General features: G+C 54.6%; 21 protein-coding genes. 11 read left to right on the forward strand and 10 right to left on the reverse strand.

Translation table 11 applies throughout. From position 1 onward, the window contains the following. Window position 1 precedes the first annotated feature (1 nt). From F1728_RS26720 to hypE, 7 genes are read left to right on the forward strand one after another with little or no spacing between them, the layout of a single operon-like run. On the forward strand, window positions 2-481 hold the full coding sequence (locus tag F1728_RS26720; RefSeq protein WP_155366593.1) for a hydrogenase maturation protease: 480 nt from the start codon (window positions 2-4) through the stop codon (window positions 479-481). Then, window positions 474-845, forward strand: a complete 372-nt coding sequence (locus F1728_RS26725; RefSeq protein ID WP_194242544.1) for a hydrogenase maturation nickel metallochaperone HypA/HybF — start codon at window positions 474-476, stop codon at window positions 843-845. The genes F1728_RS26720 and F1728_RS26725 overlap by 8 nt, the downstream gene beginning before the upstream one ends. Next, window positions 842-1,531, forward strand: coding sequence for a hydrogenase nickel incorporation protein HypB (gene hypB, locus F1728_RS26730; protein ID WP_155366595.1), 690 nt, complete (start codon window positions 842-844; stop codon window positions 1,529-1,531). The genes F1728_RS26725 and hypB overlap by 4 nt, the downstream gene beginning before the upstream one ends. Then, window positions 1,509-3,806: a carbamoyltransferase HypF gene (gene hypF, locus F1728_RS26735; RefSeq protein ID WP_155366596.1), complete on the forward strand. Its 2,298-nt coding sequence runs from the start codon at window positions 1,509-1,511 to the stop codon at window positions 3,804-3,806. The genes hypB and hypF overlap by 23 nt, the downstream gene beginning before the upstream one ends. Beyond that, the gene (locus F1728_RS26740; protein WP_155366597.1) at window positions 3,797-4,072 is read left to right on the forward strand and encodes a HypC/HybG/HupF family hydrogenase formation chaperone; all 276 of its coding nucleotides are present in this window, start codon (window positions 3,797-3,799) and stop codon (window positions 4,070-4,072) included. The genes hypF and F1728_RS26740 overlap by 10 nt, the downstream gene beginning before the upstream one ends. After that, window positions 4,069-5,169: a hydrogenase formation protein HypD gene (gene hypD / locus F1728_RS26745; protein WP_155366598.1), complete on the forward strand. Its 1,101-nt coding sequence runs from the start codon at window positions 4,069-4,071 to the stop codon at window positions 5,167-5,169. The genes F1728_RS26740 and hypD overlap by 4 nt, the downstream gene beginning before the upstream one ends. Window positions 5,170-5,210: 41 nt before the next feature. Beyond that, window positions 5,211-6,287, forward strand: a complete 1,077-nt coding sequence (hypE, locus tag F1728_RS26750; RefSeq protein WP_155366599.1) for a hydrogenase expression/formation protein HypE — start codon at window positions 5,211-5,213, stop codon at window positions 6,285-6,287. 14 nt (window positions 6,288-6,301) lie between these two features. Here the strand turns inward: hypE and F1728_RS26755 are convergent, their stop codons facing one another. From F1728_RS26755 to atpD, 10 genes are read right to left on the reverse strand one after another with little or no spacing between them, the layout of a single operon-like run. Then, the gene (locus tag F1728_RS26755; RefSeq protein WP_155366600.1) at window positions 6,302-6,814 is read right to left on the reverse strand and encodes a CBS domain-containing protein; all 513 of its coding nucleotides are present in this window, start codon (window positions 6,812-6,814) and stop codon (window positions 6,302-6,304) included. A gap of 60 nt (window positions 6,815-6,874) precedes the next feature. Continuing rightward, window positions 6,875-7,762: a F0F1 ATP synthase subunit gamma gene (locus F1728_RS26760; RefSeq protein ID WP_155366601.1), complete on the reverse strand. Its 888-nt coding sequence runs from the start codon at window positions 7,760-7,762 to the stop codon at window positions 6,875-6,877. A 14-nt stretch (window positions 7,763-7,776) separates the two neighbouring features. Next, on the reverse strand, window positions 7,777-9,312 hold the full coding sequence (locus F1728_RS26765; protein WP_155366602.1) for an alternate F1F0 ATPase, F1 subunit alpha: 1,536 nt from the start codon (window positions 9,310-9,312) through the stop codon (window positions 7,777-7,779). Window positions 9,313-9,351: 39 nt separating this feature from the next. Further along, entirely contained in the window at window positions 9,352-10,152 is an 801-nt protein-coding gene (locus F1728_RS26770; RefSeq protein ID WP_155366603.1) for a F0F1 ATP synthase subunit B family protein, read from the reverse strand. A gap of 30 nt (window positions 10,153-10,182) precedes the next feature. Then, window positions 10,183-10,461 (reverse strand): F0F1 ATP synthase subunit C, encoded by a 279-nt coding sequence (locus F1728_RS26775; RefSeq protein WP_145042003.1) that lies wholly within the window; start codon window positions 10,459-10,461, stop codon window positions 10,183-10,185. A gap of 16 nt (window positions 10,462-10,477) precedes the next feature. Beyond that, a complete protein-coding gene (locus F1728_RS26780; protein ID WP_155366604.1) occupies window positions 10,478-11,212 on the reverse strand; it encodes a F0F1 ATP synthase subunit A in 735 nt (244 codons plus the stop codon). Then, on the reverse strand, window positions 11,213-11,530 hold the full coding sequence (locus F1728_RS26785) for an ATP synthase subunit I (protein ID WP_155366605.1): 318 nt from the start codon (window positions 11,528-11,530) through the stop codon (window positions 11,213-11,215). Next, window positions 11,527-11,883 carry an AtpZ/AtpI family protein gene (locus F1728_RS26790; RefSeq protein ID WP_197993552.1) on the reverse strand — a complete coding sequence of 119 codons (357 nt, stop codon included), beginning with the start codon at window positions 11,881-11,883 and terminating at the stop codon, window positions 11,527-11,529. The genes F1728_RS26785 and F1728_RS26790 overlap by 4 nt, the downstream gene beginning before the upstream one ends. After that, window positions 11,876-12,271, reverse strand: a complete 396-nt coding sequence (locus F1728_RS26795) for a F0F1 ATP synthase subunit epsilon (protein ID WP_145187665.1) — start codon at window positions 12,269-12,271, stop codon at window positions 11,876-11,878. Before F1728_RS26795 ends, F1728_RS26790 begins: the two co-directional genes overlap by 8 nt. Beyond that, window positions 12,268-13,680, reverse strand: a complete 1,413-nt coding sequence (atpD, locus tag F1728_RS26800; protein ID WP_155366606.1) for a F0F1 ATP synthase subunit beta — start codon at window positions 13,678-13,680, stop codon at window positions 12,268-12,270. Before atpD ends, F1728_RS26795 begins: the two co-directional genes overlap by 4 nt. Before the next feature lie 442 nt (window positions 13,681-14,122). Here atpD and ppsA point away from each other — a divergent pair, with 442 nt between their 5' ends. The 4 genes from ppsA to F1728_RS31930 all read left to right on the forward strand — a co-directional run bounded on the left by ppsA (window position 14,123) and on the right by F1728_RS31930 (window position 18,163). Continuing rightward, window positions 14,123-16,570 (forward strand): phosphoenolpyruvate synthase, encoded by a 2,448-nt coding sequence (gene ppsA / locus F1728_RS26805; protein WP_155366607.1) that lies wholly within the window; start codon window positions 14,123-14,125, stop codon window positions 16,568-16,570. Between the two features lie 29 nt (window positions 16,571-16,599). After that, window positions 16,600-17,085: a hemerythrin domain-containing protein gene (locus tag F1728_RS26810; protein ID WP_155366608.1), complete on the forward strand. Its 486-nt coding sequence runs from the start codon at window positions 16,600-16,602 to the stop codon at window positions 17,083-17,085. Between the two features lie 74 nt (window positions 17,086-17,159). Then, window positions 17,160-17,936 carry a zinc-binding alcohol dehydrogenase family protein gene (locus F1728_RS26815; RefSeq protein ID WP_228030362.1) on the forward strand — a complete coding sequence of 259 codons (777 nt, stop codon included), beginning with the start codon at window positions 17,160-17,162 and terminating at the stop codon, window positions 17,934-17,936. Next, window positions 17,933-18,163 (forward strand): MDR/zinc-dependent alcohol dehydrogenase-like family protein, encoded by a 231-nt coding sequence (locus tag F1728_RS31930; protein WP_228030363.1) that lies wholly within the window; start codon window positions 17,933-17,935, stop codon window positions 18,161-18,163. Before F1728_RS26815 ends, F1728_RS31930 begins: the two co-directional genes overlap by 4 nt. Window positions 18,164-18,262 lie beyond the last annotated feature (99 nt).

Consider the following 18,262-nt stretch of genomic DNA (forward strand, 5'->3'; position numbering starts at 1 on the left):
TATGACAGATTCCCGACAGATACAGGTCGCAGGGCTTGGCAGTCCGCATGGCGATGATCAGGCTGGGTGGGAAATTGTCCGCGCGCTGGAGAAAAGAGGCCTGTCTCAGGCGATGGTTCATTATTCACGAACGCCGGATGACCTGCTCAACTGGCTCGATCCTGCGTATCCTCTCGTCATCTGTGATGCCTGTCGCGGCGGTAGCCCGGTGGGGAGCGTGCATCGCTGGCAGTGGCCAACTACTGAACTGGATCAGGTGAACTGGTCGGGGACACATCAGATCGCACTGCCGGGGGTGTTATCGCTGGCGGAGGAACTGGGACAGCTTCCTGAGTTGGTTATCATCTGGGGTGTAGAAATTTCAGAGACAATTCCGGGAGACGCCATCTCGTCAAAGGTGTCTGCCGGCGTGGAACGCGCCGTCGAGTCGATCTGTCGGGAATGGGATGTCATACGTTCTCTGGAGGTCGATCATGCATGAGCGGTCCCTGGTACAGACGCTGTTGAATCAGGTTCAGCAGATCGTTGCCGACGATGGCGGGGGCGTGGTGAAAGAGATTCAGGTGCAGGTCGGAGACCTGTCGGGAGTCGAACCTTTGTTATTTGAATCAGCTTTTACAGAACTGGCGAGAGAATGGTTCCCGCAGGAATGTCGCCTCGTGCTGGACATCGTGCCGGTCAAGGCGGAGTGTCGGCTGTGTGGTCAGTGTTTTGAAGTGCAGGATAATGAGTTTCTCTGTCCGGCTTGTGGAACCGGCCCCGTTGAGGTGATTCAGGGAGACCAGGTGAAACTGATGAGTATTACTGTCGATTCTGAAAATTCAGTGTCAGGAGCGAAGTCATGAACACCCGCGTGTTATCTGTCAGACGGGACATCCAGGCGGAACAGAAAGCGGACGCGGCTGCAGAACGGGAACGACTGGGTCGGCGGGGGACGCTGGTGATCAACCTGCTTTCCTCGCCAGGTTCGGGCAAAACCTCTCTGCTGGAAGCGACGGCCCGGCATTGGGCTGGTCGCCGCAGCATGGCCGTGCTGGTTGGTGATCTGGAAACAGACCGGGATGCACAACGACTGGCACCCTTAGTACCGGTAGCCCAGCTGACAACGGGGGGCGCCTGTCATCTGGAACTACCTCTTGTGCAGCGGGGATTGCAGGCGCTGGGAGATCCGGCAGTCGACTTTCTGTTTATCGAGAACGTGGGTAACCTGGTCTGTCCGGCGTCCCACGATCTGGCAGAGCACCTCCGCGTGGTCCTGATCAGCACGACGGAGGGGGACGATAAGCCGGGCAAGTATCCCAAGATGTTTCGCACCAGTCAGGCTATGGTTGTGACCAAGCAGGATCTGCTGCCACATGTCCCTTTCTCTATCGAAGCAGTGACCGAAGATGCGTTGAAAATTCAACCCGAGCTGAATGTCCTGACGACGTGTGCAATCGATAATAGTGGCATTCAGGAATGGTGTGAATTTCTGGAACAGCAGTATCAGGAAAAAATCGAGTCCGTCTATGAACCGGCAGGCAACCAGTAATCCGGAAGCAACACAGATCGCCGTACAGCTTACGTGCAACGGTCGCGTGCAGGGAATCGGCCTGAGACCCGCGGTAGCACGCTGGGCGCACGAACTGGGACTGGCCGGTTCAATCTGTAACACCTCTGCGGGGGTAAAGCTGCACGTAGAGGGACCTGCTCCGCTGATACAGCGATTCGAGGAGGGGCTGGAGGCCCATCTGCCGGTTGAAGCAGTACTGGAAACACGGGCGCGTCAACCTGTTGAATATGAGGGCTTGAGTTCGTTTCAGATTCAGGAGAGTGACGAGGTCGGCGTGCTGAGAACCGCAGTCCCCACGGACCAGGCCGTCTGTCAGGCATGTCTTGAAGAAATCTTCGATCCTGATGATCGTCGTTATCAATATCCGTTTAACAGCTGCACGGACTGTGGTCCCCGCTATTCACTCATTCACGCCATGCCATACGAACGACGGCAGACTGCGATGACAGAATATGCGATGTGTGATGCGTGCGCAGCCGAATATGAGTCAGCGACCGACAGACGGTTTCATGCACAAACCATCGCCTGTCCGGACTGTGGACCTCAAGTCTGGGGGACGGATTCTCAAGGAAATACTGTTGCCTCAGGTCAGCTTTCAATTGGAAGAGCAGCTCAGGCATTAGCACGCGGTCAGATTGTGGGACTGCGGGGCCTGGGAGGCTATCAGTTAATCGGTGATGCCCGTTCTGATGCCACGGTTCAGGCAATACGCCGCCTGAAGCATCGACCGTCCAAGCCCCTGGCTGTCATGGTCCGATCGCTTGCAGAAGCACAGCGACTGGCAATTGTAGACGACGTGGAAGCCGGGGAACTCAGTTCAGCCGTAGCGCCGATCGTACTGCTGCGTGCCCGGCAGGAGTCTGGTCTGTCACGTGAGTTGAATGCCGGATTACAGACCCTGGGGGTGATGTTACCCACGACACCGCTGCATGCACTGCTGCTGGAGCAATGCCGATTTCCACTGGTTGTCACCAGCGCGAACCGGGAAGGATCGCCCATCCCCTGTCAATCAAAGATAATCGAAGCCGAGATCAGCCAAGGTGCCGATCTGTGGCTGGAACACGATCGGCCAATTCAGCGCCCCATCGATGACAGCGTCGTCCGTATCATCGCGGGACTCAGTGTCACCATTCGGCTGGCCCGCGGGCTGGCTCCGTTGTCCCTGCCTGTGAAAAGTGACGAATCATTGATGGCCACGGGAGGGCAGCAGAAGTCTGCTTTCGCGCTGTGTAACGGACAGCAGGCGATATTGGGGCCGCATATCGGAGAGCTGGATCACGTAGCCGCTTGTGAACGGTATCTGGGCCAGTTAGAGGCTCTTGAACAACTTTATGATGTCTCACCTGCAGGCCTGGTCTGTGATCAACATCCGGATTATTTCACGACTCAGTGGGCGGAACGTGAAAACATTCCACTGGAACAGGTACAGCATCATCATGCACACATCGCATCAGGGATGCTGGAACAGGGCTGGCTGGAACGACGTGTCCTGGGAGTCGCATTCGACGGAACCGGCTGGGGCGAAGATCAGACCATCTGGGGAGGCGAATTCTTACTCGCGAGCGCTCGGGAATATGAACGCATCGGGCGATTGTTGCCGTTCGCATTACCGGGTGGCGAACAGGCGATTCGCGAACCGTGGCGAATTGCGGTGACGTTACTGGCAGACGCACTGGGAGATCAGGCAGCATACGAACTGGAAACCGAACATAGTCAGGTGGCAGCACTGCTCAAAATCGCGGAATCCCGACGTCTCTCCCCACTGACGAGTAGCGCGGGGCGGCTGTTTGATGGAGTGGCCTCATTGATCCTGGGCTGTAGACATTCCGGTTTTGAGGGCCAGGCAGCAATGTTGCTCGAAGCGGCCTGTGATGCAGCAGAAGCAGACGCGTATGACTTTCCGATGCAGGAGGGCGATCTGCGGGAACTCGACTGGAGACCGGCGGTCAGACAGATCTGGGAGGATCGGCTGCAGGGAGTTGAACCGGGGCGGATGGCGATGCGTTTTCATCGGGGGCTGGCACGCGGGATTGCCCGTTTTTGTGCTTCGTATGCGGAGTTTCCCGTTGTTCTGGGAGGGGGCGTGTTTCAGAATCGTTGCCTGGTCGAAACGGTCGCTGCTGAGTTCAGACAGAATGGACAGGAGCTTGGTCTACCGGGACGGGTTCCCCCCAACGATGGCGGCCTGGCGGCGGGTCAGCTGGCGATTGCGCTAGCCAGACGGGAAAGGAAGGACACAAACCAATGTGCTTAGGCATCCCGGGAAAAATTGTACGCTGGCTGGAGCGGGAAGGCGTCTTTGCACAGGCGGAAGTGGAATTCGACGGCGTACGTCGTGTGGTGCATATGGCCTGTGTCACGGAAGCGGAGGAAGGAGAATTCGTCATCGTCCACGCCGGCATCGCCATCAGTCGAGTGGACCCCGAAGAAGCAGAACAGATCTTCAAAACGCTGGCCGCGATGGGAGACGATGCAGGCTGGCAGGCAGCCGAGCCAGACGACACGGGGTACGAATCATGAAGTACCTGGATGAATATCGAGACCCGGCCGCAGCACAACGCCTGCTGAAAGAAATTCAGAAGGCAGCCACCCGCCGTTGGACGTTAATGGAAGTCTGCGGGGGCCAGACCCACAGCCTGCTCCGACACGGGATCGCTGCAGAACTGGAGGGTATCGTAGAACTGATTCATGGTCCCGGTTGTCCAGTCTGTGTCACCAGTCAGGCAGACATCGATTTCGCCTGCGAGTTGGCACAGCGGGAAGACACGATCCTCGCCAGCTTTGGTGATATGCTGCGTGTGCCGGGCAGCAAGCGGTCGCTGCACGATGTCCGCACCGCGGGCGGGCAGGTGCAGGTCGTGTATTCGCCTCTGGATGCGGTCAGACTGGCTCAGAAAAACCCGCAGCGGCAGGTCGTCTTCTTCGCAGTCGGCTTTGAAACGACGGCCCCGGCAACGGCACTGGCGGTCAGACAGGCGGAACGGGATGGAGTGCAGAATTTCAGTCTGCTGGTTTCGCATGTGCGTGTACAGCCGGCGATGGAGTCCCTGGTGGAAGCACCCGATCATCGGGTTCAGGCATTTCTGGCGGCAGGTCATGTCTGTACCGTGATGGGCTACGAATCGTATGAATCATTTGTGGAACGTTATGAGTTGCCCGTGGTCGTCACCGGCTTTGAGCCGCTCGATCTTTTGGAAGGGATACTGGCCTGTGTAAGACAACTCGAACAGGGACAGGCACGGTTGGAAAACTGTTATGCCCGCGCTGTGCAGGCCGCGGGGAACCGTGCCGCACGCGATCTGGTGCGAGAGATCTACCAGATCAACGATCGCACCTGGCGTGGATTCGGTGTGATTCCCCGCGGAGGCCTGGAACTACGACCTGAGTGGAGCCACTTTGATGCGCGACTGCGTTTTGAAAAAACTGAGCTGCCGGTGCTGGAGAATGATGTGTGTCGCAGTTATGACGTCATGACCGGTCAGCTGAAACCGCCGGACTGTCCCGAATTCGGTAAACGCTGCAGCCCCGATTCTCCTTTAGGAGCACCTATGGTCTCCTCGGAAGGCGCCTGTGCCGCCTATTATCGTTATGGAATACCTGTGGACCAAACAACTTGAGACGGAACTGAGTAACGGAAATTATCAGGAAGAAGCGGAAGATGACCGAGCGGGAAGGAAAATCTCCAGGCGGCTGGCAGCTGAACTGTCCGGTCTCACTGCGCGATCATGCGGAATGCGTGACCCTGGCGCACGGAGAAGGGGGACGGCTATCCCGGAGGCTGATCCAGGAGCGGATTCTAAAAATCCTGCAGTCGGTCTCTTCTCAGACTCTGGATGACGCCGCGCGATTACCCCACAGCGGGCAACCATTGGCCATGACAACGGACAGTTTTGTCGTCACCCCATTATTTTTCCCGGGAGGCGACATCGGTTCGCTGGCGGTTTACGGTACGGTAAACGATCTGGCGGTCAGCGGCGCCAGACCACTCTGGCTGACCCTCTCACTGATAATCGAGGAAGGGCTTCCTCTGGCGGTGCTGGAACGAATTCTGGAAAGTGTCGCACGAGCAGCGGGAGAGACTGCAGTGCAGGTAGTGGCCGGAGATACCAAGGTTGTTCCACGGGGGGCGGTGGATGGACTGTTTATCAATACCGCAGGGGTCGGCGAGTTACTGGAGCCGGTTCCCGCTGGTCCGGAACAGCTACTGGCGGGTGACGAACTGATTGTCAGTGGTCCCCTGGGGCAGCACGGGATGGCGGTGATGGCGGTGCGGGAAGAACTGGGCATCGAGCCGCTGCCCCCGAGTGATTCCGGTTCCTTATTTCACGCAGTCGATCACTTGCGAAGTGTTCTGGGGACACGAATCCGCTGTCTCCGCGATGCGACTCGAGGAGGCGCTGCGGCGGTCTTGCACGAATGGGCAGAAGCCTGTGGAATGACATTGAGCATCGAGGAACGAACTCTGCCTGTAACGCCTGAGGTACGGGGAATCAGTGAGTTGCTCGGGCTCGATCCACTCCACATCGCTAACGAAGGGACGATGCTGCTGGCTGTGGAGCAGGGGGCGGCGGCAGAGGCTGTTGCCCAGTTGCAGACGATTCCGGGCATGGAGCGGGCCAGCCGGATCGGTGTTGTCAGAGAACGCGGTGTTGCTCCCGTGACAGTGCAACGCACATTGGGAGCGGAACAGCCACTGGCGGACCCCCTGGGGAGTCCGCTGCCTCGGATCTGCTGACTTTGAAGATGGACTTACTCGTGATCACGATCGATGGTGAATCGCAGGTTGAAGGTTTGCGATGTGTCACGCAGCATGCGTTCGTGATCCTGGTGATGCAGATTCTTTTTGTAATATTCATCCATCTCTTTGAGGATATCGTGCCGACTGACAATCCCCAGCAGGTGTCCATTTTCTACAACCGGCAGATGTCGCAGTTTGTGGCTGTTAAAGACTGAGACAATCGAGAACAGATCTGTGTGGGGGGTAATGCAGATCGGATGCGCGGTCATGATGGTGCGGGCCGTCTGCGGAGGACTGGGGAAGCCGAAAAAGACTTCATCAGAGAGAGCACACAGACAATCGTGTTCGGAGATAAAACCCTGCAGGATCTTCTTGCCATCCTTGATCTCGACCACGGGCGCATTTGAGACATGATGCTTCAACAGAAAATGGATCACATCAGACAAATGCATGTCGGGAGTGACGACTTCCACGTGGGTGGTCATGAAATCGCTGGCTACGGGAGTTGCGGGCTGATCGGTCATGGTACTGCGCTTTCTGTTATATTAAATGTGTTGAAATTAGATATTCAGACAGTCGGTGTTTTATTTCTCCTCCTTGAGAGCTTCAAAGCCGGTGACCACATCGAGGAGTTCTTCTGTGATCGCGGTCTGGCGACGTTGATTAAATTCGGCCTGAAGATTCATCAGCCGCTCTTTAATATTGTGTTCTGCCGCCTGCATGGACGCAATCCGACTTGCGTTTTCACCCGCCTGAGATTCTGCACAGGCGCGGAACAGCGAAACAAACAGATATTGTCGAATGAGCCGCGAGAGTAAAACGCCGGGAGGCATCGTAAACAGGGGCAGCGACCGGGATGATGAGGCGGGTGTATAACTCTCTGCGAGTAGAGCAGGATCAATGGGCAGTAGCTGCTGGGCATGTGGCTTATAGGATGAGGCGGAAACCCGCTGATTGTAGAAGATATAGATTTTCCCCAGGTGTCGTTCATATCGCCAGCGATCAATTTCTGCGAGGATGTCTGCGACCAGGGGGGATATGCCGGTAACGGCTCCCGGCAGATTGAATTCGTAGTCGATCTGGCAACCAGCGTCCAGAAGTTTCCCAGAGATACGGGATCCGATAACCATCCAGGCATGCTGCGTCGCTGGCTGGGGATCATCCGCAAAATAATCCAGTGCGAACGAGCCGATCTGCTCATTGAACTGACCGCACATTCCCTGGTCAGATCCAAAAACAATAATGCCTGTTGAACCGGTTCTCTGCAGTTCAGACAGGCTGGTCTGCGGAGGGACGTTTTTCAAAACCATGGCCAATCCGCGATTGACCGTTTCCGCGAAATCTTCCAGTGAATCGACGGCCTGTTCGTATTGGCGGATGCTGACCGCGGCCAGGGTTTTCATTGTCCTCACCACCGATTCCAGGTCGCGTGTGCTATCGATACTGCGTTTTAAGGTTTCAAAGTCCTGCATGCTTCTGCTTCACTTCAAGCCTGGTCCTGTGTGAATAATGCAACCTGTTTTTGCGCTGCTTCTACAATCGCCTGTTGATCACCGTCGGTCAGTTTATTCCCCTCCAGAATGGACTCGCTCAGATGAGGGAAGTCGGATTCGAGCAGAGGAGCGATGCGTTCTTCCAAAGTTCGGATGTGCTTTAAATCAATATCATCGAAGACACCTGCAGACATCGCGACCAGGACCGAAATCTGCTCCGGCACGGAAAGTGTCTGGTACTGAGGCTGTTTGAAGATCTCACGCACCCGTCGTCCCCGTTCCAGTGTTGCCAGCGTTTCCTCATCCAGACGACTGCTGAAGCGGGAGAACGTTTCCAGTTCCTCAAACTGACTGTACGAGAGCCGTAAATCGCCGGCGACTGCCCGGTAGGCAGGCAGTTGTGTCTTGCCGCCGACTCGGGAAACGGAACGCCCCACATCCACAGCGGGCAGAATTCCTTTCTGGAATAACTGGGGAGACAGATAGATCTGGCCATCGGTGATCGAAATCAGGTTCGTCGGAATATAGGCAGAAAGATTCTGAGCTTCCGTTTCTGCAACGGGAAGGGCGGTCAGAGAACCGCCTCCCAGTCGTTCATGCAGGTGTGTTGACCGTTCGAGCAGTCGGGAGTGCAGATAGAAGATATCCCCAGGAAAGGCTTCGCGCCCGGGAGGCCGTCTGAGTAGCAGAGAAAGCTCGCGATAGGAACGGGCGTGAGAAGTCAAATCGTCATAAATGACCAGCACATCCTGACCACGGTCCATAAAATACTCGCCGAGGGTGGTCGCTGCATACGGGGCTACGAACTGCAGACCCGGGGGGGCATCACTCTCGGCGACGACGACAGCAGTGTAATCCAGCGCACCATGCTTGCGAAGATCGTCTATGACTTTCGCGACTGCGGTATTTCTCTGACCAATGGCGCAGTAAATACAGATCACGTCTTTGTTTTTCTGGTTAAGGATCGTATCCTGGGCGATGGCAGTCTTTCCGGTCTGTCGGTCTCCGAGGATCAGTTCCCGCTGGCCGCGACCGATGGGGATCAGAGCGTCAATCACTTTCAGGCCGGTCTGTAGTGGAACCGTAACGGGGGAGCGATCCGTAATCGATGCTGGATCACGTTCGTAAGGACGACGTTCGGCCGCAGAGACGGGACCGTGGCCATCCAGGGGGCGACCCACCGGGTCAATCACGCGCCCGATCAATGATTCACCGACTGGTACGTCTAACAGTCGATGTGTGCGGCGAACTTCATCGCCGGCTGTCAACTGGTCACTGGGATCCAGCAGGACGACGCCCACTTCATTCGGATCCAGGTTCAACGCCAGTCCCAGTACATGATTGGGAAACTGCAGCAGTTCTTCTGATTGAACGTTGGGAAGTCCGCTGACCCGGGCGTGACTGCGACCGACGTAGGTGACTTTTCCGATTTCAATCAACCGGGGATCGAAATCGTGCTGCTCCAAAACACCACCGAATTTACCGAATGTGTTATCGAGCAGAATCTGGATAGCAGGATGAATACTCATAAAGCTCTTTCACGCAGGTTGTGTCGGTCTCGTATCATTTCAGGAGGCAGGAGGCGTACTTTCGACGCCGGATTCCAGGGTGATGACTTCATTCAGGGAACGGACAAATTCTTCTTCCAGTTCTTCGAGTGGCTCCTGCAGGTTCCAGGCGACTTTGTATCCGGAGATATGCAGATCGATCCCGCAGATCAGATCGGGGCGTTCGCGATATTCGATATCGACCTTTATATCGAGAAATTCTGAGATGAACTTACTGATGCGATCGCGATCTGATTGTTCCAGCTCAAGGGCACTTTCCACCAGGACCCGGCTGTCGGGCGTTTTGAGCAGATCACGGAATTTGAGCTTCTGCTGCTCTTCAATCCGGCTGATGCGTTCAAGGAATACAGAGATCGTCTGCTGCTGCAGATCGGCATTGGCCAGTTCCTTGAGGACGCACTGGCTCATGTGGTGGATGTGGCCGGCCATCCGTACGCGGGCTTCGCGGAGGAACGATTCCCTTTCCCGATGCAGAGCTCGGTACCAGTCCTCTTTTTCCTGATCCACTTCCTTCCGGGCACGTGCCAGATGCTCTTCGCGCCAGCTTTGGATTTCTTTGCCTGCCTCAGCCAGCAGTTCATCCTTAGCGTGTGTCAGTTCTGCGTTCTTCTCCTCGAATTCCTCGACTTCATTCGCTGCCTGTTGTTGTAAGTCAAGGGCTTTTTGATGTTCGTCAGCGATTTTCTGCTGTCGTTCCTGCATCGCCTTTGTGATCGGCTGATACAGAAAGTGCGTCAACAGCCAGACGAGCACCAGGAAGTTGAGGATTTGAGCGGTAAACGTAAACCAATCAATGGACATGTTCTAATCCCGAGTGTACTTCTAAAGTAATTAACTGCCGGTGGCCTGCAGGAAGTGATTCCAGAAAGGATTTGCGAAAATCAGAATCATGGAAATCACGAAGCAGTAAATTGCCGTGGATTCCACCATGGCCAGGCCGACGAACAGCGTACGGGTAATCGTACTGGCTTCATCGGGCTGCTGGGCAATCGCACTCAGGGCCTGTGCCAGGGCGCGACCTTCCCCGAGCGCGGGGCCAACCGAACCGATGGCAATTGTGATGCCTGCGGTAAAGATGGAAACTGCTGCAATGACGGTATCTGCATCCATAGAAGACGTTCCTCATTTATGATGTGGGAGTGTGAGTCGAAGTGGTCTGCGAATCTGTATTGTCTGTATCCTGTCGCTGCGCGGGCCCCTGATCGTTCTGCGTAGCGGAGGCGATGTAGACCATTGCCAGTACCGCAAAAATATAAGCCTGGATCATCCCGGTTAAGAGACCAAAGGCCTGCATCAGGATCGGCACGAACAGGGGGACGAAACCGAGTAGAATGGCCCCGATGACCGAGCCGCTCATGATGTTGCCGTACAGGCGAACTGCGAGGGCCAGGGTCCGCGAAAATTCGCCAATGATATTAAAGGGGAGCATGAATACCGAAGGCTGTATATATTGTTTCAGATAACCAGGCAGCCCCTGGTGCGCGATACCATATATAGGAACAGCCACGAATACGCAGGTCGCTAGAGCTGCGGTAGTGGAAATCGAACTGGTTGGTGCATAATAGCCGGGAACAATCGAGAGGATGTTTGAGACGACGATAAACAGGAACAGGGTCCCCACAAATGGCATGTATGGTCCGGGTTCCTGTTGGCTGACTTCTCTGATCTGGTTCCGCAGTCCCATCACGAGGACCTCCAGCAGATTCTGTCCACGTGAAATCCTGGGACCGCTGGTCAGTCTGCGGGTGATGAACCAGGAACCGATCACGAGGATCGCCATCACGAGCCAGGTAAACAGAATGGTGCGATTGAGGATGATCCATTCCCACTGCCAGAGTGGGACATCGGGTGAAATATTCATTCAGGCAGACTTTCCAGTGGCAGGCACATTTGTCGAACGTGTATAGCGGGTAATCATCATCCGCGCGATGATGAATCCTGCCAGACAAACCGCGGTGCGTTGCCAGCGAAATGATTCTGATAACCAGATCCCCACGCACCAGAAACCCGCGAGAATGATCAGGGTTCTACCCAGGGCACTACCCAGAAACAGCAGCCAGGGGGCTGAGACTTTGGGAAGTTGTTTCACGGTCAGCCAGAGTCCGCCAAAAAAAATGGCACCCAACAGGAGCCCGGCGAGCAGGCTGACGAGGAGTTGCATACTCAAGGGAAGATTCATCGGTCCACGTTTCCTTCTTTATGTAACCACTTCCAGGCATTGAAACAGCCCAGGGTAATTCCACCAATCAACAGCATCAGGCTCCAGGAATATCGAGATGGCCAGCGGGAGTCGATCCACATTCCCGCCAGTGCACCGATCACAGCCGGAATCGCAACTGACCAGCCGATCAGACCAAACATGCCCAGACCGAACCAGATGGTATGATGTTTTTCTTCACGGGCTTTCAGTTTTCGCGCCTCTTGTGAAGCAATCCGTTTTTCAATCTGACTGCGATTATGCAGGTGCAGCGGGTGACCCTGATTCCCGGGGATCTCAGAGCCGTTTTCCTGTTCCGGGGGCAGCTCAGACATCGGCGGTGATTCCCTGTTTGACAAAGTGTCTGAGAATATCGGCTTCCAGTCGGGCGATAGCGGAGCGTACGGTTCGCTCCCGCTCATTGATGGCTTCAAACTGTTCCGTGACCTGCTGGCGGAGCGTACCCAGGTCTTCTCCCTGGACGGCATAGATCGTCGAGACGCGGACTTCGGATCCGGTTTTGGTGAGAATCCCTCCACCAATACCAAGATAATGTTCCAGGTTCTGATCGTCTACGAATGTCAAAATGCCAGGTAATAATGCTGACAGGAAGTCGACGTGCCGGGGCAGGAGACAGAAGGAACCATTTTCCGCTTCAGCGATCACTTTAGTGACGCTCTGGTCGACCAGGATTTCCGTTGGCAGGAGCACTTTGAGATTCATTTCATGGTTCCCTTTTGTTTTGAGGCGACTTCGTCGATTGAACCAATCATGTAGAGTGTGCGTTCGGAGACATCCTGGAACTCATCATTAAGAATGCGTTCGCAGCCATCCAGTGTTTCGTCCAGTGAAACAAACTTACCCTCATAGCCCGTAAACTGTTCAGTGCTGAAGAAGGGTTGAGTCAAAAACCGTTCCAGGCGACGGGCGCGATTCACAGTCCGTCGGTCTTCACGGGAGAGTTCCTCCAGCCCCAGCATGGCGATGATATCTTTCAGATCTTCATAGTTTGCGAGGGTGCTTCTTACGGATTGCGCAACCTGGTAATGATGATCGCCGACAATCGGTGGCATCAGCATTTTGGAGCTGGAGTTCAGCAGGTCGATTGCGGGATAGAGTCCTTCTGAGGCTCGTTTACGGGAGAGCACAACCGAAGTCGACAGGTGAGCAAAGGTGTGGACCGCGGAAGGATCGGTAAAGTCATCTGCGGGAACATAAACCGCCTGCACGGAAGTAATCGAACCGCTGGTTGTCGTACAGATCCGTTCTTCGAGTTCTGCCAGGTCCGAGGCGAGAGTGGGCTGGTAACCGACGCGGGACGGGAGTTCCCCCATCAGTCCGGAGACCTCGGTTCCTGCCTGAATAAAGCGAAATATGTTGTCGATGAGCAGTAGGACATCCTGGTGCTGTTCATCCCGAAAATACTCAGCCATGGTCAAAGCGGCATGCCCGACACGGAAGCGGGCCCCCGGCGGTTCATTCATCTGACCGAAAACCATGACCGTATTATCGAGTACTCCGGCATCTTTCATTTCGCGGTAGAGTTCTTCCGCCTCACGACAACGCTCCCCGATACCACAGAAGAGACTGACCCCTTTGTGGGCACCGACGACGTTATGAATCAGTTCGGTGATCAATACGGTTTTTCCGACGCCCGCACCACCAAATAGTCCCGCCTTTCCGCCCCGTTCGAGCGGGGCCAGTAGATCGATGGCTTTGATCCCGGTTTTAAAGATTTCGGAACGTGGTGGCCGTTCCACCAGTGCCGGGGAAGGATGATGGATCGAACGCCAGTTGGCCTCTTCGATGGCCGTTCCCTGATCAATGGGTTCACCGAAGACATTCAGCATACGGCCTAACAGCTGCTGACCTACGGGGACCTTTAGCGGATGTCCCGTATTGAGAATCTGAGAGCCCCGTGCCAGACCGCGAGTGGATGTTAAGGCAATGCCACGCACAGTCTGACTGTCAAGCTGTGTGAGCACCTCGATGATGATTTCCTGGTGCGGACCCGCGTGTAGTTCGCTTTGGACTGCGGGCAGACGGTGAGGGAAAACAGCGTCAATAACGCTGCCTCTAACTGAGAGAATCGAACCCAGGTTCAGGTCGTGCTTCGAGACTGTCTGCTGCATCTGGTGGGAAGTCCTTCCTGCTGGAAACAGGTCCTGTCGTCCTTCATTCTGCATCCTAGCAGAATACGCTTGAACTGACTACAGGTTAAGATCCGTCAAATTGACTGATTTCTCGAAAGAACTCAAGTGAAGGTAAATCAAATCAGAGCCTTTTTTCCGATCTTGATGCAAATCGAACCAGGTCGGTTTCAAGGTAATGGTTTCCCCCATAGAAGAACCGGGGATTTATCTGTATTGAAACTGTTCAGAATCGCGATAATGATGAGTGTGGAGGGTTCCGCGCTGATTATGATATGCGAAGCAGACAGAAAACTTTGATGTGCAAAGATCCGTTATTTATAATCAGAGGCAGTACACTCTGACAGTTAAGGCTACGGTTCACACTTCAGGGTCTAACCTTCAGTAGTGAAGCATCAAAAGATTTAGTACAAGGAGTGGAAGCATGGCGGCACAGGAACCTCTGGTGTTGTGGTTTGAGCAGATCGGGATTGATGATGTCTCTTCCGTGGGAGGCAAGAATGCCTCGCTGGGGGAGATGTACTGTAATCTGAGTGCCCGGGGAATCGCGGTTCCCAATGGATTCGCGACCACTGCCGCCGCTTATCGACTGTTTATGTCGGAGACTGGTCTGGATCAAAAAATCAGAGAGATACTCGATGATCTGGATACCGCCAATATTTCCAATCTGCAGTCTCACGGCAGGGAAGTCCGTCAGGCGATCCTGGCTACTGAAATACCCGAGGATCTGCGTAACGAAATTCTGCAAGCCTATCGTAAGTTAAGCGAGGACGTTGAAGGCGGCCTGGATGTGGCGGTGCGTAGTAGTGCAACCGCAGAAGATCTGCCAGATGCGAGCTTTGCAGGGCAGCAGGAATCGTATTTGAACGTGCATGGTGAAAGCAGTCTGCTGGATACCTGCCGCCGCTGCTTTGCCTCCCTGTTTACTGACCGGGCGATTTCTTATCGCACGGAAAAAGGTTTCGATCATTTCGATATCGCCCTGTCGATCGGCATTCAGAGGATGGTTCGTTCTGACGAATCCGCTTCGGGAGTGATGTTCTCCATCGATACGGAAACCGGTTTTCGGCAGGCAGTTCTGATTAATGCCGCTTATGGGCTGGGAGAAAATGTCGTCCAGGGGAGTGTCAATCCGGACGAGTTTTATGTGTTTAAACCGACTCTCAAAGAGGGCTTCAAGCCGATTCTGAAGAAAACACTGGGGTCGAAAGAGTTCAAACTGATCTATGATACCGGCGGGGAGAAGATGACGCGCAATGTTCCCGTGGATCCGATCGATCGGAAACGGTTCGCTATTGACGACGAAGACATTCTCAAACTGGCGCGCTGGGCCTGTCTGATCGAGGAACATTATTCAGAGGTCCGCGGGCATTTCTGTCCCATGGACATTGAATGGGCCAAAGATGGTCTGACCGATGAACTGTTCATCGTCCAGGCACGACCGGAAACCATTCATGGAGGCAAGGAACTTAAAGTCCTCAAAACATTTCATCTGAAAGAACATGGCCACGTGCTGGCGACCGGGCACAGCGTGGGAGAGCGGATCGGTCATGGTGTTGCCCGGGTCGTGGAAAGTGCTGAAAACCTGGATCAGGTTGAGGAAGGGGATGTGCTGGTGACCGACCGGACCGACCCGGACTGGGAACCAATCATGAAGAAGGCGTCCGCCATCGTGACCAACCGTGGAGGCCGGACCTGCCATGCTGCGATTATCAGTCGCGAACTGGGCGTTCCCGCGATCGTCGGGGCCGAAAATGCGACGACCGCGATTCCCTCCGGGGCGATGGTTACCGTTTCTTGTGCCGAGGGAGATACAGGGCAGGTCTATGATGGTCAACTGGATTACGAAGTTCAGGAGGTCGATCTGTCCGAACTCAAACATCCGCAAACCAAAGTCATGATGATTGTGGGAAATCCCAATGAAGCGTTCCGCCTGTCAATGCTGCCCAGCGAGGGGGTAGGGCTGGCGCGGATGGAGTTCATCATCAACTCCTTCATTCGAATTCACCCCATGGCTTTGCTGGAGTACGATAAGCTGGAAGATCCGATACTCAAATCAGAGATCGATCGTCTGACGGCGTCTTATAGCGATAAGCCCGCTTTCTTCGTAGATACTCTGGCCCAGGGAGTCGGAATGATTGCAGGGGCCTTTTATCCCCGTGATGTCATCGTGCGAATGAGTGACTTCAAAACAAACGAATATGCAAATTTGATCGGGGGCGAGAAATATGAGCCGGAAGAAGAGAACCCGATGATCGGCTTCCGCGGTGCTTCCCGCTACTACCACCCGCGCTACCGCGACGCTTTCGGACTCGAATGCCAGGCGATGCGTAAGGTTCGCGAAGAGATGGGACTCAAGAATATGAAGCTCATGATTCCCTTCTGCCGGACTGTGGAAGAGGGCCGCAAGGTACTGGAAGTCATGGCGGAACATGGACTCAAGCGGGGCGAAGACGGGCTGGAAATTTACATCATGTGTGAAATTCCCAGTAACGTCATTCAGGCAGAAGCGTTTGCAGAAATCTTCGACGGGTTTTCGATCGGCTCCAACGATTTGACGCAATTAACCCTCGGCGTCGATCGCGACTCAGAAGTCGTGGCACATATTTTTGATGAACGGGACCCGGCAGTCATGGATTCGCTGGCGACCGCGATTCAACGGGTGAAAGCGTCCGGAAGAAAAATTGGTATCTGTGGTCAGGCTCCCAGTGATTATCCGGAGATCGCCGCGTTTCTGGTTAAGCAGGGGATTGACAGTATTTCACTGAATCCCGATGCTGTAATGAAAACGGTCTCCCGCATTGTAGAAGTCGAAGCAGAACTGGATTCACAGGGTTCTGCTTCCCAGACCAGGAGCGATGTTACTGTGTGAAAGTGATTTCATAGAGAAAGGATCAGGCAATGAATAATCGCAAAATGATGTCTGAAGAAGGAAACACCAAAAAGAAAGATCCCCATGAACACCTGCAATATCTGCTCGATGAGCATGAACAGCTTCTGGCTCACATGAAGGATCTCAATCGCTGGTGGACGGAACTGGATGAGCATGGCTTACCCAAATTTGGTGAAATGGGAACGCGTGTTGCCGGTTTTCGTGATTTACTGGCGAAGCATTTTGAGGACGAAGAGCAGGAAGGCTACTTCAAACCGTTGATGGATGAAGAGCCCGGCTTCTGCATCATGGTTCCCGATTTTCAGAAGAAGCATGCAGTGACCCTGTCACGCTTTGACGATTTTATTGATCGGCTCAAGCAGTCTCAGCCTCCCTTTAAAAACTGGAGCGAGGCCATGCGGGAGTTTGATAGTCTGATGTCGGACATTCGCGAACATGAGAATCGGGAAATCAGGCTCGTTCAGGAAGCCTTCGAGAAATCAGCCGGTGATTAAAGGCTGTGAGCGACAGCACTCAAAGGTGTTCGAGACAATGTTGCTGACAGGGACAACAGGAGTTCGTCAGACGCATGAAAGCCATGGTCTTAAAACAGCGTGCGATGATCAGTTCCGAACCTCTGGTCTGCCAGGATGTTCCCGACCCGGAACCGGGGCCACATGAAATCCTGATCAAGGTGCACTGCTGTGCGATCTGTCGCACAGATCTGCACGTGATCGAAGGGGATCTACCCGAAGCGAAATCCCCGGTGATTCCCGGACACCAGGTGGTCGGGAGTGTCATTCAGACTGGGGCCGATTGTCAGCGTTTCCAGATCGGAGACCGAGTCGGAATCGCCTGGCTCCGCAAGACCTGTGGTCAGTGTCAGTTCTGTCAGTCTGGCAGAGAGAATCTCTGTGAGCAGTCGCTGTTTACCGGCTATCACGCGGACGGCGGATTCGCTGAACTGGCTGTCGTGCATGAAGAGTATGCCTATGCGATTCCTGATGTTTTCAGTCATTTAGAGGCGACGCCGTTACTGTGTGCCGGCATCATCGGTTATCGGGCTCTGTCACGCAGCGAACTACAGCCCGGCCAGCGACTGGGGATTTACGGCTTTGGTTCGAGTGCCCATGTGGTGATTCAAATCGCGCAACATCGGGGCTGTGAAGTGTATGTGGTCACCCGGGGAGAGAAGCATCGACAACTCGCTCGGTCCATGGGAGCGACCTGGGTCGGGGAATATGCTGAGCAGATGCCGAAAAAAGTACATTCGGCGATTGTCTTCGCCCCCGCGGGAGAACTGGTTCCTCCCGCTCTCAAGTATCTGGAAAAAGGGGGACACTCGCACTGGCAGGAATCTACATGACGGACATCCCTCAGTTGAATTATGAGGAGAGTCTCTTTTACGAGCGCAACCTGCGTTCGGTGACCGCGAATACACGTCAGGACGGTCAGCATCTCCTGCAGGAAGCCGCACAGATTTCCATCCATCCACACCTCACCACATTTACGCTGGAAGAAGCGAACAAGGCTCTTATCCTGCTCAAAAACGATGAGATCAACGGTACCGGCGTACTGGTTATGGATGACTAAACCCTGAATTACTTTTGTGAGCGAATCTCTCTACACCGACTCTGCGGATGCGAGCAGGGGAGGGTTCTGGTTATACTGGAAGTTCGACGAGATACTTTG

It is taken from the genome of Gimesia benthica (genome assembly GCF_009720525.1).
Classification (GTDB): domain Bacteria; phylum Planctomycetota; class Planctomycetia; order Planctomycetales; family Planctomycetaceae; genus Gimesia; species Gimesia benthica.

Coding starts and splice junctions, on each gene's coding strand:
- F1728_RS31930 (WP_228030363.1), top strand. CDS start 17,933: ATGACGGACATCCCTCAGTTGAATTATGAGGAGAGTCTCTTTTACGAG.
- F1728_RS26795 (WP_145187665.1), bottom strand. CDS start 12,271: ATGAATCTCAAAGTGCTCCTGCCAACGGAAATCCTGGTCGACCAGAGC.
- F1728_RS26775 (WP_145042003.1), bottom strand. CDS start 10,461: ATGGATGCAGATACCGTCATTGCAGCAGTTTCCATCTTTACCGCAGGC.
- hypD (WP_155366598.1), top strand. CDS start 4,069: ATGAAGTACCTGGATGAATATCGAGACCCGGCCGCAGCACAACGCCTG.
- F1728_RS26810 (WP_155366608.1), top strand. CDS start 16,600: ATGAATAATCGCAAAATGATGTCTGAAGAAGGAAACACCAAAAAGAAA.
- hypE (WP_155366599.1), top strand. CDS start 5,211: ATGACCGAGCGGGAAGGAAAATCTCCAGGCGGCTGGCAGCTGAACTGT.
- hypB (WP_155366595.1), top strand. CDS start 842: ATGAACACCCGCGTGTTATCTGTCAGACGGGACATCCAGGCGGAACAG.
- F1728_RS26760 (WP_155366601.1), bottom strand. CDS start 7,762: ATGCAGGACTTTGAAACCTTAAAACGCAGTATCGATAGCACACGCGAC.
- F1728_RS26725 (WP_194242544.1), top strand. CDS start 474: ATGCATGAGCGGTCCCTGGTACAGACGCTGTTGAATCAGGTTCAGCAG.
- atpD (WP_155366606.1), bottom strand. CDS start 13,680: ATGCAGCAGACAGTCTCGAAGCACGACCTGAACCTGGGTTCGATTCTC.
- hypF (WP_155366596.1), top strand. CDS start 1,509: ATGAACCGGCAGGCAACCAGTAATCCGGAAGCAACACAGATCGCCGTA.
- F1728_RS26790 (WP_197993552.1), bottom strand. CDS start 11,883: ATGTCTGAGCTGCCCCCGGAACAGGAAAACGGCTCTGAGATCCCCGGG.
- F1728_RS26780 (WP_155366604.1), bottom strand. CDS start 11,212: ATGAATATTTCACCCGATGTCCCACTCTGGCAGTGGGAATGGATCATC.
- ppsA (WP_155366607.1), top strand. CDS start 14,123: ATGGCGGCACAGGAACCTCTGGTGTTGTGGTTTGAGCAGATCGGGATT.
- F1728_RS26770 (WP_155366603.1), bottom strand. CDS start 10,152: ATGTCCATTGATTGGTTTACGTTTACCGCTCAAATCCTCAACTTCCTG.
- F1728_RS26740 (WP_155366597.1), top strand. CDS start 3,797: ATGTGCTTAGGCATCCCGGGAAAAATTGTACGCTGGCTGGAGCGGGAA.
- F1728_RS26720 (WP_155366593.1), top strand. CDS start 2: ATGACAGATTCCCGACAGATACAGGTCGCAGGGCTTGGCAGTCCGCAT.
- F1728_RS26765 (WP_155366602.1), bottom strand. CDS start 9,312: ATGAGTATTCATCCTGCTATCCAGATTCTGCTCGATAACACATTCGGT.
- F1728_RS26755 (WP_155366600.1), bottom strand. CDS start 6,814: ATGACCGATCAGCCCGCAACTCCCGTAGCCAGCGATTTCATGACCACC.
- F1728_RS26785 (WP_155366605.1), bottom strand. CDS start 11,530: ATGAATCTTCCCTTGAGTATGCAACTCCTCGTCAGCCTGCTCGCCGGG.
- F1728_RS26815 (WP_228030362.1), top strand. CDS start 17,160: ATGAAAGCCATGGTCTTAAAACAGCGTGCGATGATCAGTTCCGAACCT.